23 protein-coding genes and 1 tRNA gene are annotated in these 25010 nt (G+C 61.8%); 8 read left to right on the top strand and 16 right to left on the bottom strand.

Features of this window, described 5'->3' with window-relative positions; translation table 11 throughout:
- Positions 1 to 17: 17 nt before the first annotated feature.
- From rsxA to ACYQ3S_RS10690, 14 genes are all read right to left on the bottom strand, one after another.
- Positions 18 to 629, bottom strand: a complete 612-nt coding sequence (gene rsxA, locus ACYQ3S_RS10755) for an electron transport complex subunit RsxA (RefSeq protein WP_459689061.1) — start codon at positions 627 to 629, stop codon at positions 18 to 20.
- Positions 630 to 1277 (bottom strand): electron transport complex subunit RsxE, encoded by a 648-nt coding sequence (rsxE, locus tag ACYQ3S_RS10750; protein WP_459689059.1) that lies wholly within the window; start codon positions 1275 to 1277, stop codon positions 630 to 632.
- A gap of 15 nt (positions 1278 to 1292) precedes the next feature.
- The gene (locus tag ACYQ3S_RS10745; RefSeq protein WP_459689057.1) at positions 1293 to 1877 is read right to left on the bottom strand and encodes an RnfABCDGE type electron transport complex subunit G; all 585 of its coding nucleotides are present in this window, start codon (positions 1875 to 1877) and stop codon (positions 1293 to 1295) included.
- Positions 1878 to 1880: 3 nt separating this feature from the next.
- Positions 1881 to 2882 carry an RnfABCDGE type electron transport complex subunit D gene (locus tag ACYQ3S_RS10740; RefSeq protein WP_459689056.1) on the bottom strand — a complete coding sequence of 334 codons (1002 nt, stop codon included), beginning with the start codon at positions 2880 to 2882 and terminating at the stop codon, positions 1881 to 1883.
- Between the two features lie 15 nt (positions 2883 to 2897).
- Positions 2898 to 4274, bottom strand: coding sequence for an electron transport complex subunit RsxC (gene rsxC, locus ACYQ3S_RS10735; protein WP_459689054.1), 1377 nt, complete (start codon positions 4272 to 4274; stop codon positions 2898 to 2900).
- Positions 4275 to 4577: 303 nt separating this feature from the next.
- The gene (locus ACYQ3S_RS10730; protein WP_459689052.1) at positions 4578 to 4760 is read right to left on the bottom strand and encodes a hypothetical protein; all 183 of its coding nucleotides are present in this window, start codon (positions 4758 to 4760) and stop codon (positions 4578 to 4580) included.
- A gap of 13 nt (positions 4761 to 4773) precedes the next feature.
- Positions 4774 to 5316, bottom strand: coding sequence for a stage V sporulation T C-terminal domain-containing protein (locus tag ACYQ3S_RS10725; RefSeq protein ID WP_459689050.1), 543 nt, complete (start codon positions 5314 to 5316; stop codon positions 4774 to 4776).
- Between the two features lie 161 nt (positions 5317 to 5477).
- A complete protein-coding gene (locus tag ACYQ3S_RS10720; RefSeq protein WP_459689048.1) occupies positions 5478 to 6203 on the bottom strand; it encodes an alpha/beta hydrolase in 726 nt (241 codons plus the stop codon).
- Between the two features lie 61 nt (positions 6204 to 6264).
- Positions 6265 to 7533, bottom strand: a complete 1269-nt coding sequence (locus tag ACYQ3S_RS10715) for a dihydroorotase (protein WP_459689046.1) — start codon at positions 7531 to 7533, stop codon at positions 6265 to 6267.
- Between the two features lie 106 nt (positions 7534 to 7639).
- A complete protein-coding gene (locus tag ACYQ3S_RS10710) occupies positions 7640 to 8806 on the bottom strand; it encodes a cation diffusion facilitator family transporter (RefSeq protein WP_459689044.1) in 1167 nt (388 codons plus the stop codon).
- Positions 8803 to 9087, bottom strand: a complete 285-nt coding sequence (locus tag ACYQ3S_RS10705) for a DUF1294 domain-containing protein (RefSeq protein WP_459689043.1) — start codon at positions 9085 to 9087, stop codon at positions 8803 to 8805. Before ACYQ3S_RS10705 ends, ACYQ3S_RS10710 begins: the two co-directional genes overlap by 4 nt.
- 145 nt (positions 9088 to 9232) lie before the next feature.
- The gene (locus tag ACYQ3S_RS10700) at positions 9233 to 10168 is read right to left on the bottom strand and encodes a zinc dependent phospholipase C family protein (protein ID WP_459689042.1); all 936 of its coding nucleotides are present in this window, start codon (positions 10166 to 10168) and stop codon (positions 9233 to 9235) included.
- A gap of 172 nt (positions 10169 to 10340) precedes the next feature.
- A complete protein-coding gene (locus ACYQ3S_RS10695) occupies positions 10341 to 11579 on the bottom strand; it encodes a glycerate kinase type-2 family protein (protein ID WP_459689040.1) in 1239 nt (412 codons plus the stop codon).
- A gap of 244 nt (positions 11580 to 11823) precedes the next feature.
- A complete protein-coding gene (locus ACYQ3S_RS10690) occupies positions 11824 to 12567 on the bottom strand; it encodes a YebC/PmpR family DNA-binding transcriptional regulator (protein WP_054327983.1) in 744 nt (247 codons plus the stop codon).
- Positions 12568 to 13063: 496 nt separating this feature from the next.
- Between ACYQ3S_RS10690 and recQ the strand changes: the two genes are divergently transcribed.
- Complete coding sequence (gene recQ / locus ACYQ3S_RS10685; RefSeq protein ID WP_459689039.1) at positions 13064 to 14899, top strand: DNA helicase RecQ; 1836 nt, start codon at positions 13064 to 13066, stop codon at positions 14897 to 14899.
- A gap of 33 nt (positions 14900 to 14932) precedes the next feature.
- Here recQ and ACYQ3S_RS10680 read toward each other — a convergent pair whose 3' ends face one another.
- Positions 14933 to 15691 carry a MerR family transcriptional regulator gene (locus tag ACYQ3S_RS10680; protein ID WP_459689038.1) on the bottom strand — a complete coding sequence of 253 codons (759 nt, stop codon included), beginning with the start codon at positions 15689 to 15691 and terminating at the stop codon, positions 14933 to 14935.
- Between the two features lie 132 nt (positions 15692 to 15823).
- On the opposite strand from ACYQ3S_RS10680, the gene pfkB reads away from it, so the two are divergent.
- The 7 genes from pfkB (at position 15824) to ACYQ3S_RS10645 (ending at position 22392) form a co-directional block, all read left to right on the top strand.
- Positions 15824 to 16747 carry a 1-phosphofructokinase gene (pfkB, locus tag ACYQ3S_RS10675; protein ID WP_459689036.1) on the top strand — a complete coding sequence of 308 codons (924 nt, stop codon included), beginning with the start codon at positions 15824 to 15826 and terminating at the stop codon, positions 16745 to 16747.
- Positions 16748 to 16871: 124 nt separating this feature from the next.
- Positions 16872 to 17732, top strand: coding sequence for a dTDP-4-dehydrorhamnose reductase (gene rfbD / locus ACYQ3S_RS10670; protein ID WP_054328378.1), 861 nt, complete (start codon positions 16872 to 16874; stop codon positions 17730 to 17732).
- On the top strand, positions 17729 to 19003 hold the full coding sequence (locus ACYQ3S_RS10665) for a dicarboxylate/amino acid:cation symporter (protein WP_054328377.1): 1275 nt from the start codon (positions 17729 to 17731) through the stop codon (positions 19001 to 19003). Before rfbD ends, ACYQ3S_RS10665 begins: the two co-directional genes overlap by 4 nt.
- 61 nt (positions 19004 to 19064) lie before the next feature.
- Positions 19065 to 19151, top strand: a tRNA-Leu gene (locus tag ACYQ3S_RS10660).
- Positions 19152 to 19386: 235 nt separating this feature from the next.
- On the top strand, positions 19387 to 20697 hold the full coding sequence (gene rpoN, locus ACYQ3S_RS10655; RefSeq protein ID WP_459689034.1) for an RNA polymerase factor sigma-54: 1311 nt from the start codon (positions 19387 to 19389) through the stop codon (positions 20695 to 20697).
- A gap of 130 nt (positions 20698 to 20827) precedes the next feature.
- On the top strand, positions 20828 to 21205 hold the full coding sequence (locus ACYQ3S_RS10650) for a cupin domain-containing protein (RefSeq protein ID WP_459689032.1): 378 nt from the start codon (positions 20828 to 20830) through the stop codon (positions 21203 to 21205).
- A gap of 50 nt (positions 21206 to 21255) precedes the next feature.
- Positions 21256 to 22392: a 4-hydroxybutyrate dehydrogenase gene (locus ACYQ3S_RS10645; protein ID WP_459689030.1), complete on the top strand. Its 1137-nt coding sequence runs from the start codon at positions 21256 to 21258 to the stop codon at positions 22390 to 22392.
- Positions 22393 to 22598: 206 nt separating this feature from the next.
- On the opposite strand, the gene ACYQ3S_RS10640 is transcribed toward ACYQ3S_RS10645, so the two are convergent.
- Positions 22599 to 24599, bottom strand: coding sequence for a sigma-54-dependent Fis family transcriptional regulator (locus ACYQ3S_RS10640; protein WP_459689028.1), 2001 nt, complete (start codon positions 24597 to 24599; stop codon positions 22599 to 22601).
- Positions 24600 to 25010: the final 411 nt, after the last annotated feature.

Raw genomic sequence — 25010 nt, 5'->3', positions numbered from 1 at the left:
CTTATCCTCCTCCTTGCTTACCAGATCGACAGGCCGGAGAAGCCCATGAAAGACATAGCGAGCAGCGCGGCGGAAACCAGCGCGATCGGGAAGCCTTCAAAGCACTTGGGGCATTGGGCCGTTGCGTCCAGACGCTCGCGGATCGAAGCGAACAGCACGATCGCCAGCGTGTAGCCAAGGCCGGCGCCCACGCCGAACACCATGGAGCCGATGAACGAATAGCCGTTGTCGATATTGGAGATCGCCGCGCCGAGCACCGCGCAGTTGGTGGTGATCAGCGGCAGGAAAATGCCGAGCGCGGAATACAGCGCGGGCATCGCCTTTTTCATGAACATTTCGACGAACTGTACGAGTGTTGCGATAACCAGGATGAACGCGATGGTCTGCATGTATTCCAGGTTCAGCGGCTCGAGGATGAAATACCATACCGCCCAGGAAACCGCGCTCGCCAGCGCCATAACGAATACGACCGCCATGCCCATGCCGATGGCCGTATCGGTCTTTTTGGAAACGCCGAAGAACGAGCAGCAACCCAGGAACTGGACAAGGATGTAGTTGTTGACCAGGATGGATGCCACCGCCAGCGACAGCACCTCGGTCAAGCTCATTGCATCAGGGAAGTTGAACATTTACTTGTCCTCCTTTCCGGCCATGACCTTCTGGATCACCGCGAAGATGAAGCCCATCATCAGGAAGCCGCCCGCCGGCAGGATCATCATGACCGCCGGGTTAGCGCTCAGGCCGGGGATGGCGAAGCCTTCCGCCGGAATGAAGCTCAGGAACGGCAGCAGGTCGGACAGGCCGGCCAGCACCGTACCCGCGCCCAGCAGCTCGCGGAAGAAGCCCATCAGGACCAGCGCGAACGCAAAGCCCAGGCCCATGCACACGCCGTCCAGCGCGGAGGGGAGGACCTTGTTCTTGGAAGCATACGCCTCGGCGCGGCCGAGGATGATGCAGTTAACCACGATCAGCGGCAGGAACAGGCCCAGCGAAGCCGCGAGGCTCGGCACAAACGCCTGCAGCGCCAGATCGATCATGGTAACAAAGGTTGCGATAATAGTGATGAAGCACGCGATACGCACCTTATCCGGAATAAACTTGCGCAGCGCGGAAATAACGACGTTGGAGGCGATCAAAACGACGGTCGCCGCAACGCCCATGCCGATGGCGTTGGACAGCGAGGTCGAAGTTGCCAGCGTCGGACACAGGCCGATGGTCTGCATGAAGATCGGGTTGTCGAGGATGACGCCCGCTTTCAGCTGTTCAGAAAATTTCATTTGGCTGTTCCTCCTTTAACCCAGGCTCGCAACGCAGTTGGCCGCGGTGTTGACGCCGAGGGTCACTGCGCGGGACGTGATGGTGGAACCGGTGATGGCGTTGATCGTGCCGCCGTCCTTGGAGACCGCGAGGCTGCCATCTGCCGGCTGGCCCGCGAACTGGGTGATCCAGTTCTTATCGCTCTGCGCCTTGGCGCCCAGGCCCGGGGTCTCGCCGTGCGCCGTTACCTGCGCGCCCGCGATGGTGCCGTCCGTGTTGACGCCGACGATCAGCGTCAGCTCGCCGCCGAAGCCCTTGGGTTTTACTTCTACGCAGTAGGCGATCGTCTCGCCGCCCGCCTCAGCCGCGTATACGCCGCTGATGGCCGGCTGGTTCTTATCCGCCGGCGCGGTCCACTCTTCGGAAACCTTTACCTCGGTGAACTCCGCGTCCGGAATGATGACGCTCATGGCCGCGTTGCGGGTTTCGATGCTGTTCTGCTCGATCTTATCCTTGGTCACGCCGTTGATAAAGCCCAGAAGCAGGGCGCATACAAAGGTGATCAGGCCCAGTACGACGACCAGCATCAGAATGCCGCCGCCCTTTTTGCTGCTATCCATAATTTACTGTGCCTCCTTCTTCTTATCCAGCGCATAACCGAACTTGCGGGGATGGGTGGCCTTGTCGATCGCCCAAACCAGCGTGTTCATGATCAGGATGGAGTACGACACGCCTTCCGGCAGGTTGCCGAAATAGCGGATGAACACCGTCAGCAGGCCGCAGCCGATGCCGAAGATGATCTGACCGCGCGGCGTGACCGGACTGGTGACGTAGTCGGTCGCCATGAAGATGGCGCCGAGCATCAGGCCGCCGGACAGCACCTGGTACAGCATCCACTGCACACGGGACACGTCGCCCATCGGGAACAGGAACGTAACGACCGCAACGGTCAGGATGTACGCCGCGGGGATATTGATGGTGATGACCTTGCGCCACAGCAGGTACAGGCCGCCCGCGATCAGCGCGATCGCGGAGGTTTCGCCGATTACGCCGCCGGTCTGGCCGAGGAACATATCCATCAGCGTCGCGTCCGGCAGGACGCCGTTCTTGAGCGAGGCCAGCGGGGTCGCCGTGGAGATCGCATCGGTCAGATTGACCGTGCCGATCAGCGGAAGATTCGCGTGCGGCGCAGTCCAGGTGGTCATCAGGCCGGCCCAGGAAGCCATCATGAACGCACGCGCGCCGAGCGCCGGGTTCATGAAGTTCTTGCCGATGCCGCCGAACAGCATCTTGACGATGATGATGCCGAACAGCGCGCCGAACACGACCATCCACCACGGGGCGGATACCGGCACGTTGAACGCGATCAGAACGCCTGTGACGAAGCACGACAGGTCGCCGACCGTGTTGGGGTGGCCGACAATTTTATTATAGATCGTCTCGAATACTGCACAGGCAACCATGGAGATGACTGTCAGGACGAGCGCGCGCCATCCAAAGGTATAAACCGCCACGCAAAGCGCGGGCAGCAGCGCGATCAGCACGTCGAGCATCAGGCTGCGGGTATCGTCCCCTGCCTTGATATGGGGCGAGGAGGTGACGACGACTTTACTCAGATCATACATTTTCGTTTCCCCTCCTTACTTCTTTTCCGCCTCTGCCTTTGCCTTTTCGGCATCGGCCTTGGCCTTTTCCGCCATGCGCTTGGCCTGGATCTTGCCCTTGGTCAAGCGGAACTGCGCGACCAGCGGAATGCGGGCCGGACACACATAGGCGCACGAGCCGCACTCGATGCAGTCCAGCATGCCGCACTCGACCGCGTTATCCAGATCCTCCTGCTTGCCGTATACGTTCATATAAACCGGCAGCAGGTGCATCGGGCAGGCGTTGATGCACTTGCCGCAGCGGATGCACTGCGGGTCCTCAACGCGCTTATCCTCGTCCCCCGCGAACGCAAGGAACGCGTTGGTACCCTTGAGCACCGGAACTTCGAGCGAGTACTGCGCCACGCCCATCATCGGGCCGCCGGCAAGCAGCTTATTCGGGGCTTCCTTGAAGCCGCCGCACGCGTCGATCAGCTTTTCAATCGGTGTGCCGATGCGCGCCTCGAGATTCTTCGGCTCAGCGACCGCAGAGCCGGAAACCGTTACGATACGGCGGATGACCGGCATGCCGGTCGTAAAGCGGCGGTAAACCGCTCCCGCGGTGTCGACGTTGAATACCGCGCAGCCCGCGTCGGCCGGCAGCTTGCCGGACGGCACCTCGCGGCCCGTGCAGGCGTTGATCAGCTGCTTTTCCGCGCCCTGCGGGTACTTGCACTTGAGCGGGTAGAGCTTGAGGCGCGGATCGTCCGCGATCAGCTTTTCGATGCCCGGGAACGCGTCCGTCTTGTTTTCCTCGACCGCGATGATCGCGTTCTGAACCCCCATGATGTCGGCCAGCATCTTCAGGCCGCCGACGACCTCCTCCGGCCGCTCGAGCAGCAGGCGGTGGTCCGAAGTTATGTACGGCTCGCACTCGGCCGCGTTGATGATGACCGTATCGCACTTGCCGATACCGGACTGGATTTTGACGTGCGTCGGGAACGTTGCGCCGCCGTGGCCGACGATGCCGGCCGAACGGATGCACTCGACGCGCTCTTCATTGGACATGGACGCGAAATCATAAGGATGCACGGACTCATGCGGGCGATCCTCGCCGTCGTTCTCGATCACGATGGACAGGACCTTGCTGCCGTTCTGGTGCAGACGGGGTTCGACCGCCTTTACCTTACCGGACACGGTTGCATGGACAGGAGCGCTGACAAAGCCGCCGGCTTCCGCGATGGGCTGTCCCAGATCCACGGTATCGCCGACGGAAACGATCGGCTTTGCCGGGGCGCCGATGTGCATGGAAACGGGCAGGATGACCTGGTCGGGCAGCGCCAGTTTCTCGATCGGCTTGGTGTTTGTCGCGGATTTATACCCCGGGTCTGCGTGGGTGCCGGGGTGAATGCCGCCACGGAACGAATACACCATGTTTTTCACCTCTCTAGTTTTTTGCGCAAGAAGAACCGAACCGCGGGTTCGGTTCCATCTACTAATGAAATCGGCAGACCATGTTGAACGCACAGTCTTGCAAATTAGATTATACTGTTTTTGGCCCCCAATAAGCAAGCCTAAAACGCAAAAAATTTGTCCGAAAATCAAAAAAATTTGTTTTAGGCCCTGCTTATCCCGTCATTTTGTATACCCACTTTGTGAACAAATCGTCATTCTTTTCCTCCAAAGGAAACAGAAAAAGGAAAAACAGGCTGTAAAAACAGCCTGTTTCCGCCCATATTACCGTTTTTCCCCGGGTTTGCAATACCGTTCGGTATATTCGGTCGCCGCCGGATCGCCCCGCTGCACCATGCTCTGCGGATATGGCGGGAGCGGCGCGACCGCCGCGGAATCCACATGCTCCGCTTCATCATACTGCGGGAACGCTTTCGGCCGGCGTTCCTCTCCGTTCTTTCTGCCCATTCGGCGCCCCCCCTTACAGCCCGAGACGCTTGGACAGGAACTGGGCCGCCGTTTGGCACAGCTTGACCGCCACCTCGTCCGCAGAGGCGTTCTCCTCCTCGCCGACAAAGGCAACGCAGCCCGTTACGTCCCCATCCGTGATGATCGGCACGGCGACGATCACATTATACACGTCATTCGCGGTGATCGCGATATCCTGCGTCTTCCCCACGCCGCGCTCATAGGTGGCGCGCTGCTCCATCACAAGCTCCAGGTCGGGCGAGATGCTCTTTTCCAGGATGTCCTTTTTCGCGCCGCCCGCCGCGGCGATGACCGCGTCGCGGTCACAGATCGCGCAGCTCATGCCTGCGGTGCGCGCCAGCGCCTCCGCCAGTTCGGCGACGACCGTGCCAAGTTCCCCCATGGGGGAATATTTTTTGAAGATGACCTCGCCGTCGCGATCGGTGAAGATTTCCAACGGGTCGCCCTCCCTGATGCGCAGGGTGCGGCGGATCTCTTTCGGAATAACGACGCGTCCAAGATCATCGATGCGGCGTACAATGCCGGTTGCTTTCATTTACGCGTTCCCTCCCATACGAATTTCTGGTTGTACAGGTAGTATGACAGCAACGCGGGCAAATATGCGGGATTTTCCACCGGCGCGGCTCTGGCAATTTTTTCTCGGCCTGTTATTTTTGATTAAATGAAAAAGCGGGTACGGCCCTGCCGTTTGGCGGGCTAACCGGTCTGTGCGCCGTTAGCCGCGGCGCTTTGTTCGAGCCAACGGTGCAGGAAGTCCATCTGCTCCCGCGTGTGGAACCAATGCTCGCCGTTTTCCATCACCGTCAGGCCGCAGCGGAACCGTTGGGCGAACTGCTCTACGGTATCGCGGTCGATCAGGGCGTCGCTGCCGCCGTATAGTATTTCCGTGGGGTTTTCCCATGCCGTGATCGGGTGGGACGCCACATATTCCCAATATTCCCACGACAAGGTCTGCCCAAAATCGGTCGGGATCACGCGCTCCCGCCGGAGCCGTTCCTCTGAAACGTCCGCCCAGCCCATCATTTTTTGCAGCAGCCGCTTCATATCGAGAACAGGCGAGACAAACAGACAGCGGTCCAGGCGCTTGCCGCGCAGACCCAGCATGCCAAACCACGCCCCGATGCTGTTTGCGAACAGGGAAACCCCTTTCCAGCGCGTCTCAGCAAACCGCATCACCGCGGCCAGCTCCGGCGCGACGTGCCACGGGTCAAAGAAAGGCATCTCGTCCGCCCGTTCCCCATGCCCCGGCAGGTCTAGGCTTAAAGTTTGATACCCGTATCGCCGCAGGCTTTCGGCAACGCCGCACGCCTCCTCCTTATTCCCATTTTGGCCGTGTACATATAAATACACTTGATCGGACGGCTCGCCCAGCACGAGCGCGGGAATGCCGTTGATCCGCAATTCTTCTCTTGCAATAGACATGTTGCTGCTTCCTATCTTGTGTCGTCGTCCTGCGGCCGGATTTTCCAGCGCAGCCGTTTTGTCACCGCGCCGTGACCTTTGTGCCGGTCACGATCGCGCGCGGCGCGCCGGTCAGCGGCATGCCGGTGTACGGCGTGTTGGCCGCTTTCGAGCGATAGCTCCGGTACACGGTCTCCCGCTTCCAGTCCAGCAGCACCAGGCGGGCGAAGTTCCCCGCGCGGACCGCGCGGCCGGACAGTCCGTACAGCTCCGCGGGCGTCCGGCTCATCCGCTCCACCAGCTGCATGGGCGACAGGCGTCCGGTCTGCACCAGGAACGTATTGCATACGGAAAACGCGGTTTCCAGCCCCGTGATGCCCGACGGAGCCTTGGCGAATACGCGCGCCTTTTCCTCCGCCGTATGCGGCGCGTGGTCGGTGGCAACCATGTCGATCGTACCGTCCGCAAGCGCGCCGATCAGCGCCTCGCGGTCGGCCTCCGTGCGGAGCGGCGGATTCATCCGCGCATAGGCGCCGTGCGTGCAAACATCGGCTTCGGTCAGGGAAAGGTGGTGCGGCGTGACCTCCGCATAGATCCGCGCGCCCAGCGCCTTGCCTGCGCGGATCAGCGCGACCGACTGGGCCGCGCTGACGTGCTGGAACAGGACCCGCGCGCCCGTGTCCAGCGCGAGCGCGATATCGCGCGCGATCATCGCGCTTTCCGCACTGGCCATCGCGCCCGGCACCCCAAACTTCTTCGCCGCCTCGGAGCCGTAATTCACGCCGGGCGAGGGTACGAGGGACGGCTCCTCCTCATGGAACGACAAAAGGATATCCTGTGCCGCCGCGCGCACCATCGCCTCCCGACACAGTCCGGCGTCCGTCAGGTTAAGCCCGTCGTCGGTCAGGCAGGGCGCGCCCGCGGCCTTGAGCGCCTCGAAGTCGGTCAGCTCCCGCCCTTTCAGGCCCTTTGTCACCGCGCCCGCCTGCAGAACCTGCACCGCGCAGCCCCGCGCTTTTTCGGTCACATACCGAATTGTTTCAGGCGTATCGCAGGCGGGCAGGGTGTTCGCCATGCAGATCACGGTCGCGTAGCCGCCCGCGGCGGCGGCCGCCGCGCCGGTGAGCACGTCCTCCTTTTCCGTCTGCCCCGGATCACGGAAATGCACATGCCCATCCACAAAGCCGGGGGAAACCGTCAGTCCGGCCGCGTCCCAGCACTCGCAGTCCGGCGGCGGCTGGAGCCGCTCGGACACCGCCGCGATCACACCGTCGTCCCCGATCAGCACGTCGCGCGGCGCGTCCGTGCCTGTGTAGGGGTCGAGCACCCGTCCGTTTTGCAGTAAAAGCATGGAAAAACCCTCCGTCCTTTTCTCTATTCGTTTTTATATTGTATCATGGATGCCCTGCCCATGCAAAATAAAACGGCCGCTGGGCGGCCGTTTTTTCCCACGGGCGTTACATCTGATGGTCGAACGTGACCACCGGATTATACCGCCAGTCGATTTTTTTCAGCTGGTCCCGAATCTGCATCATCAGCTCCCGCTTTGCATCGTTGTCGTAGCTGAACGGGACGACCACGTCAAAAATCAGGTTGATCTGCCGCTCCCCATCCACAACGCGGAAATCGTGCATGGAAAGCCTTTCGTCGATCGACCGCAGCACGGCGTCCGCCTGCTCGCGCAGCGCGGCGACATGCGCGTTGTTGACGTCGATCGGGTCCATGTGGATGACCACATATACGCCGGTCTGCTGCCAGACCCGCTTTTCCGCCTCGTCGATCACCTCATGCACGGCGACAAAGTCGGAATCGCTCGGCACCTCCGCGTGGAGCGACGCCAGCGAGCGCCCCGCGCCGTAATTATGGACGATCAGGTCGTGTACGCCCACGATGTAGTCCGAATCCATCACAATGCGCTCGATGTTTTTCGCAACCTCGGGGTCCGCGGCCTCGCCGAGCAGCGGCGCGACCGTATCGCGCGCGATGCCGGCGCCCGCCCAGATGATGAACAGCGCCACCAGCACCCCCACATAGCCGTCCACCGGCAGGGTGGTGAAGCGGCCCGCGATCATGCCGATCACGACCACGCCGGTCGTGATGACATCATTCCGGCTGTCCTGCCCCGCGGCCATCAGCACGGGCGAATCGATCCGGCGGCCGATCCCCACGTTGAACGCGCCCATCCACAGCTTGACTGCCATGGAAACCGCGAGAATGGCGATCAGGATGGGCGAAGCCTCGACCGGCTCCGGATGGAGGATACGGCCGGCCGAGGTTTTCAGAAACTCAAAGCCGACCAGGACGATGATAAACGATACGATCAGCCCTGCGATATATTCCGTGCGTCCGTAGCCGAACGGGTGCTTTGCGTCCGGCTCCTTGCCGGAAACCTTGAAGCCCACAATGGAAATCAGGCAGGAAAGACCGTCCGACAGGTTATTGAACGCATCCGCGGCAATGGAGATCGCGCCGCTGAGCAGGCCGATCGCAATTTTGAGCGCAAACAGGAACAGGTTGCACGCGATGCCCACCGCGCCGGACAGCACGCCATAGCGCTCCCGCACGCGGGCGTCCCGCGTATTTTCCGCATCCTTCACAAACAGGCGGATCAACAAGCTGGTCATAGCATCCCCCTCGTATACAAAATATTATATATACCCATGCAAATTACCAATTGTAATATCATAATCGCTGGGATGCCCAGCATAAAGCTGCGGTGCAGCGTTTTGTGGCGGATCAGCAGCATGCTCGCATACACGCCCGGCCCGCCGCCGACCAGCGCCCAGAAAAACAGCGTGCGCTCCGGCACACGCCCCCATCCGTTCCTCGCGGCCATTTTATCATATATGCTGACCAGCGCGCCGATCGCACTGACCGCAAGCAGATAGTACCAAACGCCCTTCACGGCTGACAGCCCCTCCCTTGGCGGAATTTCCTTATATTTTAGCATAGGCGCCTGCGGGATGCAACCGGACGCGCAAAAAGTAGCCGCGACTAACGTTTTCGCGCGCAGCGGAAAGGGGACGCGCGTCTGCGCGTCCCCCGTACTGCTATTCTGTCTGCGCGGCGAGCCGCTTGGGGTTGCCGTTGTCGAACGGCGCGTCGAAATGGTACCGCAGCAGCCAACCCGCGTCAAACTGGGCGGCATACTGTCCCGCGAGCGACGCGGCGCGGATGCGCGCCAGGCCGAACAGCTCGGGTACGGAATCCGTGCGCACCTCCCCCGGCATCCACAGGTTGCCCCACGGCTCATGCTCCAGATTGAGCGCGTCCCATGCGGGCGGCTCGGTCTTCATATGGCCGGTCAGCAGCGCGCCGCGTCCGGCAAGGCGCTCCAGCCGCTGTGCGGCGCGGTATATGCCGCAGCTCTCCGAATAGAAAAACGTTTCCCACGCCAGCATCTCGTCAAACGCCCGCCGCAGGCTGTACGGCGGCACGTCCGTCCCATATACCGCTTTCAGCACCGCGTGAAGCAATGCGGCAAGCACGGCCTTCTCCTCGGCCTCCAGCGTGTAGGAGGCCGCCGGTGAAAAGGTTGTGACCGGCGCGCGGCGCGCGCGCTCATATACCAGGGAATCGATATCGCTTTCGATCTGACAATGGACCGCGGAGCCGGACAGGCGCGCGTCCGCGGAACGGATCTGCTCCTGCCGGCAGTATACATACGGGTGTATCTCGCTGTCGAGCGCATAGTGGCACAGGAAGCCGTAAAAATACGCGCCGGCAATCTCATGGGCCGCGCCGGTCAGGTCGTGTACACCGTGCGCGAGCGCCGCGAACAGCCGGTCCGTCCGCTCGGAATGCATCCGGTTGCCCAGCTTGTGCAGCGGGCTGCCGAACAGGACTTTCCGGTAAAACAGCGGGTCCGGCCCCTGGCAGCCCCAGTAAAAGCAGGCCGGACGGCTTTCGGCAAGCGCCTGCACCGGAGCCGGAAAAACCGCGAGCGCCTGCTCTCCAAACAAATGATGGGATACGAAATCCGCCATAACAGCTCTTCCTTTCTTTTTGGCGTCAGCAGTCTGCGCCCTCATTATACACGCTTTTCCGACAAAGGGAAAGCGTGCGGAAGAAAAAACTGCGGCGGTTTTTCGCTGCCGGCGGCTCGCTTTACCTTTTTCCCGCTGCATGTTATATATAAGCAAGGCATTTTCGCCGCGCTCAGGCCTGCGGGCGCAGCAGCAGCACGGATACGTCGTTGACGTTGGTCCCTGTGGGGCCGGTCTTAATCAGCCCGTCCACTCGGGCGAGCGCATGGTAGGCATCGTTATCCGACAGCACGCGGTCGATGGATATGCCTTGCGCGGCAAGACGGCCGCAGGTCGTCCCGTCCACCAGACCGCCCGCCGCGTCGGTAGGGCCGTCCGTCCCGTCCGAGCCGACCGAAAACACGGCCGCGCCCGCCAGTCCCGCAATCCCGCGCGCCGCGGAAAGCGCGACCTCCTGATTGCGGCCGCCCAGCCCCGTGCCTGTGATATGCACGACGGTCTCACCGCCCGCGATAAACGCAAGCGGCTTGGCCGTATCCGCATGGTACTGCGCGACCGACGCGAGGAAGCTGCCCGCCTCCCGCGCTTCGCAGCACAGGCTTGCGGTCAGCACGGTCGTTTCATAGCCCAGCGCACGGCACGCGCCTGCCGCCGCCGCGCACAGCTCGCGCACCGAGCCGGTGACCCGCGTTTCCACATGATCCAGACGGCGCGGCAGCGGCCGGTCGAGCAGCGGCAGTACCTCCGGCGGGAGCCGCAGCCCGTATTTTTCTACAACCGCGTGCGCCTGCTCCGCGGTCGAGCGGTCCGGATAGGCCGGTCCGGACGCGATCATATCCAGCGGGTCGCCCACGATGTCCGACAGCACGATGGCGAACACCCGCGCGGGCGCGCAGAGCTGCGCAAACCGGCCGCCCTTGACCGCGCTGACCCGCTTGCGCAGCGTGTTCATCTCAACGATATCCGCGCCGCAGCGCAGGAGCTGGCCGGTCAGGTCCGCGAGCGCCTCCGGCCCGCAGAGCGGCTTTTCAAACAGTGCCGAGCCGCCGCCCGATATGAGCAGCAGGACCATATCGTTTTCCCCCAGCGGCTCCACCAGCCGTATCGCCTCATCGGTGGCGTCGAACGAATTCCGGTCAGGCACGGGATGCCCCGCCTCCCGAATGCGCAGGCTCGGGATATCGCCGCCCGCGTGGCCGTATTTGGTGATCACGATACCGTCCGACACCGCGCCGCCCAGACAGCCGGCGGCGGCCTTCGCCATCTGCCAGGCCGCCTTGCCCAGCGCGATCAGGACCAGTCGGCCGGTCGGGGGCGTGAACCCTTTCAGCGCGCGCGCCACCGCCTCGTCCGGCAGCACGGCGCGGATCGAAGCGTCGATAATGCGCGCCGCGTCCTCACGAATTTTCATAGCGCTCAACCCATCCTTTCCAAACAGCGCCCCAACGGGGCCTGTCTTGCAAAATCAGAGGAAATCCATATCATATAAAAGTATACAGGGAATGGCTCCCCGACTCAAGTCAGGAGGCGGGAATATGCCAAAAAAACAGGCCGATTCAAACCATCGCGGATCAGGTTTACGCTTACAATAAAGCACCGGCGCAGCTTGGCTGCGCCGGTGCAAATACCCTTCCAAAGCGGAAAGCCGCCTTGCGTTATCCTTCGTAGTCGTCCTCGTTCTCCCAGTTATGCCAGACCGCCTGCACATCGTCGTTATCCTCCAGGTTGTCGAGCAGCTTGCGCATCTGGGCCATGTCCTCCTCTTTTTCGAGGGTGATATAGTTCTGCGGCACCATTTCCACTTCGGCCTCGACAAAGGAGTAGCCCAGCGTTTCGAGCGCCTCGCGCACGGCGGAGAAATCGTCCGGCGTGGTATAGATCTCAAAGGTCTCCTCATCCGCCTGGAAATCCTCCGCGCCCGCCTCGAGCGCCTGCATCATCACAGTATCCTCGTCCAGCTCGCCGCGCTCCATGATGATTACGCCCTTTTTATCGAACTGCCAGGATACGCAGTTGGTGGCGCCCAGGCCCGCGCCATACTTATCGAACAGGTGGCGCACATCCGCGACCGTGCGGTTTTTGTTGTCCGTCAGCGTTTCCACAACAACGGCGACGCCGCCCACGCCGTAGCCCTCATAGTTGTTGGCCTCGTAGTTGACCTGGCCGTTCGCGCCCGAGTATTTGTCCAGCGTGCGCTTGATGTTGTCGTTGGGCATATTGTTGGCCTTGGCCTTGGCGATGCAGTCGCGCAGGCGGGCGTTGAAGTCCGGATTCGCCGAGCCGCCCTCTTTGATGGCGATCGCCATCTCACGGCCGATTTTGGTGAATATCTTTGCCTTTTTCGCGTCGTTCGCGCCCTTGCGCTTGGCAATATTATGCCACTTGGAATGTCCCGACATGATGGATGTCCCTCTTTCTATCATTATAATAATTAAAACAAACCTGAAAAACGCCATGCGGCGCAGATAGATTTTATCAGGTTTTGCGGCTTTTCGCAAGACCCATGCGTATATTTTCCGCACAACAGGTGCAGACTATCATCGAAAAATCCAAAAAAAGAGGTGATTCCGTTATGAGCAAGCAGAACCGCAACCAGAACCCGTCTACCTCGAACCAGCAGCAGAACAACGAACAGAACAAGAACCAGCAGAATACCCAGAACAAGAAAAACGACCAGCAGTACTAAGTCTTTCGCCTGGGGCATACCGCTCCCAGGCGGGCGGGGCATCGCCGGCGCACGGCCGGACATGCCTGTCACGGCAGGGGGCGCTGAAAATCCCGATTTTCAGCGCCCCCTGCTTTTGCCTTTCCGGCGGGGCGGGCGGATTCTTTGTTTTACATTCCGCGGTCCGGCGTGGTATGATAGAAGCGATCCCACCAAAGGAGCTTACGCGCATGGAGACCCCACAAAGCATCTTAAAGCAATATTTCGGCTATGATTCGTTCCGGCCCGGGCAGGGCGAGCTGGTGCAGTCCATCCTTTCCGGCCGCGACACGCTGGGCATCATGCCGACCGGCGCCGGCAAATCGATCTGCTATCAGGTACCCGCCCTGCTGCTGGACGGCCTGACGCTGGTTGTTTCCCCGCTGATCTCCCTGATGAAGGACCAGGTCGGCGCGCTGGCCGAGGCGGGCGTACCCGCGGCCTGCGTCAATTCCTCCATGCCGCCCGCGGAAATGGCCGACGCCCTGTATGCCGCCGAGGCCGGCGCGTGCCGCCTGCTGTATATCGCGCCCGAACGGCTGACCGCCCCCGCCTTTCTGGATTTTGCGCGCCGGACGCCGATCGCCATGCTCACGGTGGACGAGGCGCACTGCATCTCCCAGTGGGGGCAGGACTTCCGCCCCAGCTACCTCAAGATTGAGGAATTCCTCGCCGCCCTGCCCGCGCGTCCCCTGGTTTCCGCGTTCACCGCAACGGCAACCGCCCAGGTGCGGGACGATATCGTGCGCGCGCTCGGCCTGCGCGAGCCTTACATCAAAACCACGGGCTTCGACCGGCCCAACCTGTATTTCTCGGTCGAGCGCCCCTCCTCCAAGCCGAACGCCCTGCTGCGGCTGCTGGCCGAACGGGCGGGGAAAAGCGGCATCGTGTACTGCGCCACACGCAAAGCCGTGGAGGATGTGTGCGATATGCTGGTGTCCAAGCGCCTGCCCGCTACGCGGTACCACGCCGGACTGTCCGCGGAGGAGCGGCAGCAGAACCAGGATGATTTCCTCTACGACCGCAGGCCCATCATGGTGGCGACCAATGCGTTCGGCATGGGCATCGACAAATCCAACGTGTCCTTTGTCATCCACTACAACATGCCGAAAAACATGGAAAGCTATTATCAGGAGGCGGGCCGCGCCGGACGCGACGGGGAGCCGGCCGACTGCATCCTGCTGTACAGCGGACAGGACGTGCATACGGCGGAATTCCTGATCGAGCGCAGCCGCGAGGACGAGGACGACGCGCTCGATCCCGCCGTGCGCCGGCAGCTGCTCGAACGCGATCGGGAGCGGCTGCGCCGGATGACCTTTTACGCCACAACCACCGAATGCCTGCGCCGGACCATCCTGCGGTATTTCGGGGAGGAGGCGCCCCTGTCCTGCGGACACTGCGGCAACTGCGACACCACCTTCGAGCAGGTGGACGCGACGGTCGAGGCACAAAAGATCCTGTCCTGCGTATACCGTCTGAGCGAACGCGGCCTGCATTTCGGGCGGGTGATCGTCGCCGCCGTACTGACCGGCAGCAAAAGCGAAAAGATCGAGCAGTTCCGGCTGGACACGCTCTCCACCTACGGCATCATGGCGGACGCGACCGCCGCGCGCGTGCGCCAGCTGACCGACGCGCTGATCGAGCGCGGGCATCTGCGGGCCGATCCGGCGCGGTACAACGCGCTGTTCCTCACCCCGTCCGGCAACGCGCTCATGCGCGGGCGGAATACCTTCGTCCTCCGTCTGCCGCGCGAAAAGGCGCCCGCAGCCCGCGCCGCGGCGTCCGACGCGGCCGTGGACCAGGACCTGTTCAGCCGTCTGCGCGCCCTGCGCGCGGCGCTGGCGCAAAAGGCGCATGTGCCGCCCTATGTCATTTTCTCCAACGCCACGCTGAGCGACATGGCGGCGCGCCAGCCCATCACGGAATTTGAGCTGCTCACCGTGCGCGGCGTGGGTGAGGCCAAGGCCAAGCGCTACGGCGAGGCCTTTCTGGAGGAGATCAAGCGTTACCTGCAGGAAAAGGCGTAGGGCGGCAATGCCGCCCTACGCCTTTTCTGATCCTCACCGCGCCCAATGCTGTACCGCGTCGCACAGGAACTGCGCGCAGCCGGCCAGATTGCGGTCGTAATAGGCGGTGAACCGTTCGTCCGCCGTGTAGCCCGCGGCCAGCGCGCGGTGCGCCTGCGCGGTATAGTCCCTCCACGTCATGCCCAGCCAGGTCTTATGCAGCCGGACAACGCGCTCGCCGGACGGCCCCCTGGGATCGTCCCCCGCGCGGACCGCGGCTTCCAGCGCCCGCTGTACCTCGTCCTTCAGCGCTTCGAAACGCTCATAATCCGTCTCGGTCATGGCCAGCACCGCGGCGTTCGCCGCGTCGGCCTGCCCGTCTCCGTATTTGGCGCGCACCTCGGCGCCGTACCGCGCCTCGTTCTCCCGAACGATTTTGTGCTTGAACGCCTCAAATTTTTCCGTATCGCTCATCTCTGTCTCTCCTTTCAGGGAACGGATGGTTTTTTGCACTGTCTCAATCAGGGCGGCGGTCTGCGCCTGCCGTGCATACAGGGCCGACAAATGGCTTTCCAGTGCGCGCAGCCGGTCGAAACCGTCCGCCTGCACGATGCGGGCGATCTCTTTCAGCGGCACGCCCAGCGCCCGATAAAACAGGATCTGCTGTAGCAGGTCGACCTCCCGCTCCCCGTACAGGCGGTAGCCGGCTTCGGTCGTGCCGCTCGGCCGCAGCAGCCCGATCTGGTCATAGTACCGCAGGGTGCGCGCGCTCACCCCCGCCAGCCCCGCCAGCGCGTGAATTCCGTATTCCATCGTTTTCACCTCCCTGCCTTCAGTATAGCGGTTTACGCTGCGTCAAAGTCAACCCCGTTTGTGAAAATATTTTGCTTCCTGCGCGGAACTGCGGTATCATACTATTATAATAAGGAAAAGGAGGCAGCCGCCATGATCTATACCGTTACGCTCAATCCCTCGCTGGATTATCTTGTCCAGACCGACCACCTCCGCCCGGGCAGGCTGTGCCGCATGCACGGGGAAACCCTGCGCCCCGGCGGAAAAGGCGTCAATGTTTCGCTTGTCTGCGCCGCGCTCGGCCTGTCCACGCGCGCGCTCGGCTTCATCGCGGGCGGCACGGGCGCGCTGTTCGCCTCCCTGCTGGCCGAAACCGGCGTGGAATACGATTTCTGCCGTCTGGGACAGGGCATGACGCGCATCAACGTCAAGGTTTGCGCGCGCGAGCAGACCGAGCTTAACGGCGCAGGGCCTGACATCCCCGCGGACGCGCTCGAAAAGCTGGCCGCGTCGCTGGACACGCTCGGCGGCGGGGACTGGCTCGTCCTGTCCGGCTCGGTCCCGTCCGGCGTGCCGGCGGATATTTACGCCCGCCTGCTCGGCCGCGTGCGGGCAAACGGCGTACACACGCTCGTCGACACCTCGGGCGACGCGCTCAAAAACGCCCTGCCATGCGCACCCGACCTGATCAAGCCTAACCTGGAGGAGCTGGACGCGCTGGTCGGCGGCGCGCCGCGCAGCCCTGCTGGCATCGCCGCCTGCGCGCGCGAGCTGCAGGCCGCGGGCGCGAAGGACATCCTTGTTTCCTGCGGGCCGGACGGAGCCGTACTCGTTCCCGCTACCGGCGCAGCGCTCCATCTGGACGCCCCCGCCGGCCAGGTGGTCCAAACCGTCGGCTCCGGCGACTCCATGGCCGCCGGCTGGCTGTACGCGCGCCTGCATGGCTTTTCCGCACCCGAGGCGCTGCGCTTCGCGGTCGCTGCGGGCAGCGCGGCCGCGTTCTGCGGCTGGCTCCCTGACCGCGCCGCGGTCGAGGCGGTGCTGCGCCGCACCGCCGCCCCAACGGAAATCCGATAATTTTTCTTCCGCAGCGCACACTTTTATGGTATACTGATACTCCATGCGCGCAAAATCTGAATATACAGGCGCATGCCCGAATGGAACTGCGGTTTCGATCGAAGATTATATCGAGAGGTGTTTTATGAGTATCACGACACGCGTCTGGATCGCAGGCGCAGGCGGCCGTTTGGGTTCCGCTCTGTGCCGCCGGTTCGACCGCAACACAGGCTTCCGGCTGCTGGCAAGCGACCTTGACGTTCGGGTGGAGGACAGCTTCCAGGTCGGCCACTTCGCCGACCTCAACCATCCCGACGTTATTATCAACTGCGCCGGCCTGACCGACGTGCGCGCCTGCGAGCGGCAGCCGGAGGAAGCGTATAAGGTCAATGCCATCGGCGCGCGCAATCTCGCGGTCGCCGCGCGGCGCATCGACGCCAAGCTGATCCAGCTGTCGACCGACGACGTTTTCGACGGCGCAGCCTCATCCGCGCTGTGCGAGTTCGACGACGCGCATCCGGCGACCATGTATGGCAAAAGCAAGTACGCTGGGGAAAAGCTGGTGCGCGAGCTGACGGATAAGCACGTGATTGTGCGTTCCTCTTGGCTGTACGGCGCCGGGGCGGACGATTTCGTCGACCAGGTGCTGCAGGCGGCGGCACGCGGGGAAACCGTGCGCCTGCCCGAGGACGAGATTTCCTCCCCGACCTCGGCGGACGCGCTCGCCGGCTTTATCGAATACCTGGTCGGGGCGCGTGAATACGGGCTGTACCACGCCTCCTGCGAAGGGGCCTGCTCGCGCGCGGAATTCGCGCGCGAGATCCTCCGTCTGAGCGGCTTCGCGGATTCCGTTGTGGAGCCTGCGGCCGCAGACGAAACGCTGCGCCCGCGCTTTACACTGCTGGACAACATGATGATGCGCATTACCGGCATCTACCATATGCCGGACTGGCGGGAGGCGCTTGGCATGTATCTGTCGGAGCGGAACGCGGGAGGGCTGGCATGAGCGAAACCGGAAAAATGAGAAAAAACAGCCTGACCACCAAAATCTTTATCGCTCTGCTGCTCGGCGCGGCGGCCGGCGCGCTGCTGCACGGCTTTACGGACGGGTCCGCTTTCGTGCAGGACGTCCTAGTCGGCGGCATATTTTATGTTGTCGGCCAGGGCTTCATCCGGCTGATGCAGATGCTGGTCGTGCCGCTCGTGTTCTGCTCGCTCATCTGCGGCGCCGCCGCGATCGGCGACACCAAGACGCTTGGCAAGGTCGGCGTCAAAGCGATCGGCTTTTACCTGGTCACAACCATGCTGGCGGTCGCGGTTTCGCTGGGCGTTGCCTCGCTGCTCAATCCCGGCTTGGGGCTGGATATGTCCCAGGTGCAGGCCGTGGATACCACGGTCACGGAAAGCGCGGGCTTTGCCGAGACGCTGCTGGACATCATCCCCAAAAACCCGATTGAAGCGCTGGCCGCCGGAAACATGCTGCAGATCATCGTATTTGCGCTGATCATCGGAATCATCCTTGCCAGACTGCAGGATAAGGTGCAGCTGGTAACAAACTTTTTCCAGCAGGGCAACGACATCATGATGGAGATGACCATGATGATCATGCGGCTCGCGCCGGCGGGCGTGTTCTGCCTAATCGCAAAAACTTTCGCCGAACTGGGCTTTTCCGCGATGGTCCCCATGTTCAAATATATGGCGGCCGTCCTGCTGGCGCTGCTGGTGCAGTGCCTCGGTGTGTATCAGATCCTGCTCAAGCTGTTTACCGGCCTCAACCCGTTCCGGTTCATCCGGAAATTCGCGCCGGTCATGGGCTTTGCGTTCTCCACCGCGACCTCGAACGCAACCATCCCGCTCTCCATCGAAACGCTGGAGGAAAAGGTCGGAGTGGCGCGGCGCATCTCGTCGTTCACGGTCCCGCTCGGCGCGACGATCAACATGGACGGCACCTCCATCATGCAGGGTGTGGCGGTCGTATTCGTCGCGCAGGCGTTCGGCATCGCGCTGACGCCCGCGGATTACCTGACCGTCATCGCCACGGCCACGCTCGCTTCGATCGGCACGGCCGGCGTCCCCTCTGTCGGCTTGGTGACGCTGGCGATGGTGTTCGACTCGGTCGGCCTGCCGGTTGCCGGCATTGGGCTGATTATGGGCATCGACCGCATCCTGGATATGGCGCGCACGGCGGTCAACATCACGGGCGACGCGGTCTGCACCACGATCGTCGCGCACCAGGACGGCGCGCTGGATAAGCGTGTGTTTGAAAAAAAGGCGTAACTTTCGCCGCCCCGCCTGTTTGACAGGCCGCGTCCGGTCTGCTATAATAACAACGATGCATGCCGCCATGGCGGAACTGGTAGACGCAGAGGACTTAAAATCCTCCGGTAGCGATACTGTGCCGGTTCGATTCCGGCTGGCGGCACCATCGTCCTCAAAGCCTGCAGCCATATGGCTGCAGGCTTTTTTCTGCCCGCCGGCGCAGCGCATCCCTGCCGCGCGCTGACGTGCCGGACGCGTCCACAGCCTCATCCTCTCGCCAAGCAAAACCCATGCCAGAAGTTGGCATGGGTTTTGCTTTATACTTTTTTGTGCCGTTGCGCTTACTGCTCGCCAAGCAAAGCCCCTCAACGCACAGATCGAAGACAGAGAGGAAGAACCAGATGGACGTCTTTGCAAACCACCCTGTTCAGCAGCAGACGCAAAACATGATCCTGTCCCAGCAGCAGCTGCAATCGCTGAAAATGCTCGAGCTGACCGTCCAGGAGCTGGAGAAATTCCTGCAGGAGGAATTCACAGAGAACCCCGCGCTCGAGTGGAAAAGCAGCTGGAGGACAGGCACCGCCCCCGCTGCGGAGCCGCTTTCCTACGAGGCCTCCTGCGGCCTGTACACCGACGAGGAGCAGTGGAAGCTGCATATCCTCGACCAACTGCAGCGGCATCCGTCTTTCCGCGCCCACGCTGGGGATTTTCTGCTTTTGCTGGACTGGGCAGACGACGATGGCCTGTTCCGCACGCCGCTTGCGGAGTTCTACCAGTCCACAGGTATGCCCGCCGACACCGCGGCGCATTGCCTGGAGGTCCTGCGCGGCCTTGATCCGCCCGGCATCTTCGCAGCGGACGCCGCGCACTGTCTACTCCGGCAGGCGCAGGCGCGCGGTCTGCTTGACGACACGCTGCGCAGCATCATCCTGCGGTATCTGAGCGAGATCGCCTCCGGCTATTACGCCAAAATCGCCGGCGAGCTGCATCTGTCCCGCAAAGCGCTCGCCCGTTATATCGACCTCCTGAAGGAGCTTTCCCCTCATCCGCTGAACGGACTTGTGGGCGGGGACGCACCCTACCTTGTGCCGGACATTACGCTGCGCAAAACCGACGGCGGCTGGGAGATTCTGCTCAACGACCGCACGGCCGACGCCTACTGCGTCAGTCCCTACTGCGCGGCGCTCTATCAGCAGGCCCAGTCCCCCGAGCTGCACGCCTACCTGAAGCAGTCGCTCGAACGCGCCCGTCTGATTATCAGCGCCCTCGCCCAGCGCCGCGAAACCCTCCTGCGGCTGGTCCGCGCGGTCATTGCGCGCCAGCGCCCGTGGCTGGACGGACGCGGCCCGCTCGCGCCGATGACCATGAGCCAGATGGCGGCGCAGCTTCAGGTCCACCCGTCCACGGTTTCCCGCGCCGTGAAAGGGAAATACATCGAAACGCCGACGCACGGCACGCTCGCGCTGCGCGGCCTGTTTTCTCAGGAGGTGTCCGCCGAAGGCGTCAGCGCGAACGCACAGGAGGTGCGCGCCCGCATCCGCGGGCTGATCCAGCGCGAACCGGCCGACGCCCCATACAGCGACCAGAAGCTCTCCGCCCTGCTGGAGGAGCAGGGCATCTATATCTCCCGCCGCACGGTCGCGAAATACCGGCAGGAAATGTGCATCCCCTCCGCGTTCGCGCGGCGGGAGGGGCCGTCCGGCCCCGCTTGAAAAAACGCCGCGCACACCCGAAAATTCCCCCGCGCCCCACTGGGATGGCACCGTTTTTGCTGCACAAATCAGTATAATATGTTCGCCTGCGGGATGGAACGATAAATTTTTCAGATGGGAGATGTTTTACATGAATCTTTGCATCCACGAACGGGACGGAGAAAAAAAGGTCTTTGACGGCCGCCAGGTGTATTGGCTGCATACGCCGGAAAAGACCGGCGGGCGTTACAGCTCGATCTGCACGGTCAGCTATGACCCGGGCGCCAAGGCCAAACCCGCCCACGCGCATGACAACGGCGAGGAGACCGTTTATGTGCTTTCCGGAACGGGAAAGGTCAAGGTCGGCGACGAGGTCATGGGACTGGAGCCCGGCACCCTGGTGCTGTTCCCGCAGGGCGTGCCGCATATGGTATGGAACACCGGCGATATCCCGCTGCACATGGTCTGCTTCTATGCGCCGAACGCGGACGCCATCCAATATACCTTTTACGAAGATTTTGACTTCTGAACCACGCAGCCGCGTCTGGAGTGCCGGACGCGAAAGAAAGGAAGGATACTATGAAACAGCTTTACATTGGGCCGGAAATCCACCAGTTTGATACGTTCAAAGACTTTGCAGAGGAATTTACGCTGTGCGCGTCCGACCTGATCCTGACCAACGAGTACATTTACAAGCCCTTTATCGAGAAGCTGGGGCTTCCGTGCGGCCGGATCTATCAGGAGAAATTCGGCCTGGGCGAGCCGACCGACACCATGACGCAGGCCATTCTGGACGAGGCCGCCAAGGGCAATTACGACCGTGTAATCGCAATCGGCGGCGGCACGGTCATCGATATCGCCAAGGTTCTGGTCCTCGGTGGCGGCGCAACGGTGGACGAACTGTACGACAATATGGCGGGCCTGACCAAGGCGCGCCGGCTCATCATCATCCCGACGACCTGCGGCACCGGCAGCGAGGTGACCAATATCTCCATCCTCAACCGCACCAGGCTGGGTACCAAGCAGGGGCTTGTCTCCCCCGCCATGTTCGCCGACCACGCCGTGCTCATTCCGGAATTCCTGCAGAGCCTGCCGTACAGCGTGTTTGCCACCAGCTCGATCGACGCGCTCATCCACGCGGTCGAGTCCTACCTCAGCCCCAGCGCGACCCCGTATACCGAGATGTACTCCCTGCAGGCCATGCAGGATATCCTGCGCGGCTACTGCCAGATCGCCGAGCGTGGACAGCACGCGCGCTTCCAGAGCAGCGCGGAATACCTGCGTGCCAGCAATTACGCGGGCATCGCGTTCAGCAACAGCGGCTGCGCCGCGGTCCACGCGATGAGCTACGCCCTGGGCGGCAAATACCATGTGGCGCACGGCGAAAGCAACTACCAGTTCTTTACCGACGTCCTGCGCAAATACCAGGAAAAGAAGCCGGACGGAAAAATCCGCACGCTGGACCATTTCCTGCAGAATACGATTGCCGCGGCCGGCAGCGGCGCGGAGCTTGAGGGCGACACCGGCATCGACCTGCTGGAATGCCTGCTGTCCAGGGTGCTGGAACGGAAGCGCATGGCGGATTACGGCGTCACCCAGGAGGACGTCCCCGTCTTTGCCCAAAGCACCATCGACAATCAGCAAAGGCTTCTGAAAAACAACTATGTCCCCCTGACGCTGGAGGATATCACCGCGATCTATCAGGCGCGGCTGTAACCCCCTTTCATTCCCGACAATCTCCTTTTCTTTCTCTTTCGATACCCTGGGCCTGCTTTCTCCTTGATTCAATTGTGCTATATATCTCTTCCTTTTAACTCTTTCTTATTGTCAACCTGTCGGCAGGCCCAGCGTATCCATACAAAAACCGGGGAGCCCTCCGCTTGCGGCTGCAAGCGGAGGGCTCCCCGCATCCTTTTCCCCTGTCATTCCCGCCGGCGCAGGTGCTGGTAATCGATCCCCAGCTTCTGCATTTTGCGGTACAGCGTCCGCCGGCTGATGCCCAGGCGCGCCGCCGCGTTTTTGACGTTGCCGCGCGACTCGTTGAGCTGTTTGAGGATCAGCTCCCGTTCCGCCTCGTGGATCGTGCCGCGCGCCGGCTCGTTTGCCGCCGGCGCGGGCGCTGCGGGCGCGGCCGGCGCGCGGTAACGCAGCACCGACGCCGTGATATGCTCCGGCCGGATATACACGTCGGTGGTCAGCAGGCAGGCGCGCTCGACCGTATTTTCCAGCTCGCGGATATTGCCCGGCCAGGGATATTCCAGAAAAAGCCGCATCACCTCGTCCGTAACGCCGCGTATCTGCGCCTTGCCCGCCGGCTGGTATTTGCGGATGAAATAATCCGTAAGTATCGGGATGTCCTCCCGCCGCTCGCGCAGCGTCGGTATCTGGAGAGAAAGGACGTTCAGGCGGTAATACAGGTCGCTGCGGAAGGTCTTTTCCTCAATCGCCTGCTGCAGGTCCACATTGGTACCCGCAATGATGCGGATATTGAGCGGGATCGGCTTCTTTCCCCCGACGCGCGTCACCTCGCGCGTCTGTAGGATGCGCAGCAGGTGGACCTGTACCTCGTAAGGCATATCGCCGATCTCGTCCAGGAAAATCGTGCCGTTGTTGGCCAGCTCGAATTTGCCGGCGCTGCCCTCGCGCTTCGCGCCGGTGAACGCGCCCGACTCGTAGCCGAACAGCTCGCTTTCGACCAGGCTCTTGGGTATCGCGCCGCAGTTCACCGCCACAAACGGCCCGCAGGCGAATTCGCTGCTGTTGTGGATCGACTGCGCGAACAGCTCCTTTCCTGTGCCGCTCTCCCCGAGCAGCAGCACGTTGGCGGAGTTGGTGCTTGCGATCTGGGCGTATGCCTTGGCGGTGGTGATGGCGGAGGACTGCCCGATGATGTCGTCAAAGTTGAACGAGGCGGTCGCGCCGATATATTTTGTGACGAATTTGCGCACCTCCGGACTCTGCCGGAAGGTAATCAACAGGCCCGAGCCATCGCTTGAGGCGGCGTTCTGGACCATCTGTATCGTGACGAACGCGCGGATTGTGCCGTATTTGCCCTGCACCGTCAAATCGCGGTCATATACGTTTTTCTTCATCTTGAAGAAGTCGAACGAGGGCATGATTTCCAGGATGGACTGCCGGAGCAGCTCGTCCTTGGTATAGCCCAGGATCTGCAGCGCGGTGTCGTTTGTTTTGACGATGGTATAGCCGCTGTCCAGCAGGAACACGCCCTGGTTGATGGTCGAAATGATGGTTTGAAGCTGGTTTTCCGCCGCGGCAAGGCGGTTATACAGCCTTTGCAGCGAAAACTGCCGCATGATCGCGTAGCTTGCTGCGGCCACAAGCCCCAGTGTGTGCGGATGCGTCTGGTTCCAGGCGCCCGACATGCAGATCGCGCCCCACAGCCGGCCGTCCGCGTCGATCAGCGGCGCGCCGATTCCGGTGAACTCATGCTCGGACGGATAAAACATCTCGTAGGAGGCAAGCTGGACGGGCTTCCGAATCGCCATCGGTGTGCCGATTCCGCCCGTGCCGAACACCGATTCATGCCGACACGCCCCCTCCACCAGCGGGTTTTCCTTGGACTGGATATCGGCCACCGCGTCCTTGTCCCCGATCAGCTTCAGGATATACCCGTCGCTGTCCGACAGGAGGAGCACAAAGCCCGACCCCTTGACCAGGGTGTGCAGAAACTCCATAAAGGAGGTGGCAACCTCCATCAGCACCGCGTTTTTCCGGCGGCGGGCCTCCAGTTCCTCCGGCGTGAGCCGTTTGACATATTGCTTCTCCGGATCAAGCCCATAGGCCAGCGAACGCTTCCAGGAATCATAAACCACTTTGGGAAACACGCTGTAGTCTTCCGCCCCGCTGTGAAAAAATTGATATCTGGCCCGTTCCATCTGCTCGCGTTTCGCTTGTGCAATCAACAAGGCTCCTCCTTTCAAAGCATTGCATTTCAGTGTGTCATTATTATACACCAAAACCAGAATTTTGCACGAAAAAAATAAGTGCCGTCGTTTCCCTCCCGCCGTTCCCCGCCGATCGGGGCGCTGTGTGTCCCTATGTGACAACAATGTGACACACTCTTGAAAAACCGCCGCAAAGCCGCGCCCCGCGCGGTATGGTATTCCTTTTTCGGCAATTCCTTCCTCCCCCCTTTCTGTCACATGTGTCACCTTGTTGTCACATAAAATAAAAACGCACAGAATATACCAAAACTTATTATATATATTGCACAAACCTCCTTGACCCCGTCCCGCCGGCTGCGGGCCGGATGCGTCCCTGTTTTCCTGCGCGGCGCGGCAATCCGGCCTTCTGCAAAAAAAGCGGGATTTTTT

The organism is Agathobaculum sp. TL06 (assembly GCF_054658635.1).
Note: the sequence above shows the minus strand (reverse complement) of the source record. Positions and strands in the feature narration are given on the sequence as shown.

Bases quoted from the DNA above. Each gene is read 5' to 3' on its own strand.
- rsxA (WP_459689061.1), bottom strand. From the start codon at position 629: ATGTTCAACTTCCCTGATGCAATGAGCTTGACCGAGGTGCTGTCGCTG.
- ACYQ3S_RS10665 (WP_054328377.1), top strand. From the start codon at position 17,729: ATGAGCGAAACCGGAAAAATGAGAAAAAACAGCCTGACCACCAAAATC.
- pfkB (WP_459689036.1), top strand. From the start codon at position 15,824: ATGATCTATACCGTTACGCTCAATCCCTCGCTGGATTATCTTGTCCAG.
- rpoN (WP_459689034.1), top strand. From the start codon at position 19,387: ATGGACGTCTTTGCAAACCACCCTGTTCAGCAGCAGACGCAAAACATG.
- rsxE (WP_459689059.1), bottom strand. From the start codon at position 1,277: ATGAAATTTTCTGAACAGCTGAAAGCGGGCGTCATCCTCGACAACCCG.
- ACYQ3S_RS10680 (WP_459689038.1), bottom strand. From the start codon at position 15,691: ATGGAATACGGAATTCACGCGCTGGCGGGGCTGGCGGGGGTGAGCGCG.
- ACYQ3S_RS10650 (WP_459689032.1), top strand. From the start codon at position 20,828: ATGAATCTTTGCATCCACGAACGGGACGGAGAAAAAAAGGTCTTTGAC.
- ACYQ3S_RS10730 (WP_459689052.1), bottom strand. From the start codon at position 4,760: ATGGGCAGAAAGAACGGAGAGGAACGCCGGCCGAAAGCGTTCCCGCAG.
- ACYQ3S_RS10745 (WP_459689057.1), bottom strand. From the start codon at position 1,877: ATGGATAGCAGCAAAAAGGGCGGCGGCATTCTGATGCTGGTCGTCGTA.
- ACYQ3S_RS10740 (WP_459689056.1), bottom strand. From the start codon at position 2,882: ATGTATGATCTGAGTAAAGTCGTCGTCACCTCCTCGCCCCATATCAAG.
- ACYQ3S_RS10645 (WP_459689030.1), top strand. From the start codon at position 21,256: ATGAAACAGCTTTACATTGGGCCGGAAATCCACCAGTTTGATACGTTC.
- rfbD (WP_054328378.1), top strand. From the start codon at position 16,872: ATGAGTATCACGACACGCGTCTGGATCGCAGGCGCAGGCGGCCGTTTG.
- ACYQ3S_RS10720 (WP_459689048.1), bottom strand. From the start codon at position 6,203: ATGTCTATTGCAAGAGAAGAATTGCGGATCAACGGCATTCCCGCGCTC.
- ACYQ3S_RS10690 (WP_054327983.1), bottom strand. From the start codon at position 12,567: ATGTCGGGACATTCCAAGTGGCATAATATTGCCAAGCGCAAGGGCGCG.
- ACYQ3S_RS10710 (WP_459689044.1), bottom strand. From the start codon at position 8,806: ATGACCAGCTTGTTGATCCGCCTGTTTGTGAAGGATGCGGAAAATACG.
- ACYQ3S_RS10700 (WP_459689042.1), bottom strand. From the start codon at position 10,168: ATGGCGGATTTCGTATCCCATCATTTGTTTGGAGAGCAGGCGCTCGCG.
- ACYQ3S_RS10695 (WP_459689040.1), bottom strand. From the start codon at position 11,579: ATGAAAATTCGTGAGGACGCGGCGCGCATTATCGACGCTTCGATCCGC.
- rsxC (WP_459689054.1), bottom strand. From the start codon at position 4,274: ATGGTGTATTCGTTCCGTGGCGGCATTCACCCCGGCACCCACGCAGAC.
- ACYQ3S_RS10715 (WP_459689046.1), bottom strand. From the start codon at position 7,533: ATGCTTTTACTGCAAAACGGACGGGTGCTCGACCCCTACACAGGCACG.
- ACYQ3S_RS10725 (WP_459689050.1), bottom strand. From the start codon at position 5,316: ATGAAAGCAACCGGCATTGTACGCCGCATCGATGATCTTGGACGCGTC.
- recQ (WP_459689039.1), top strand. From the start codon at position 13,064: ATGGAGACCCCACAAAGCATCTTAAAGCAATATTTCGGCTATGATTCG.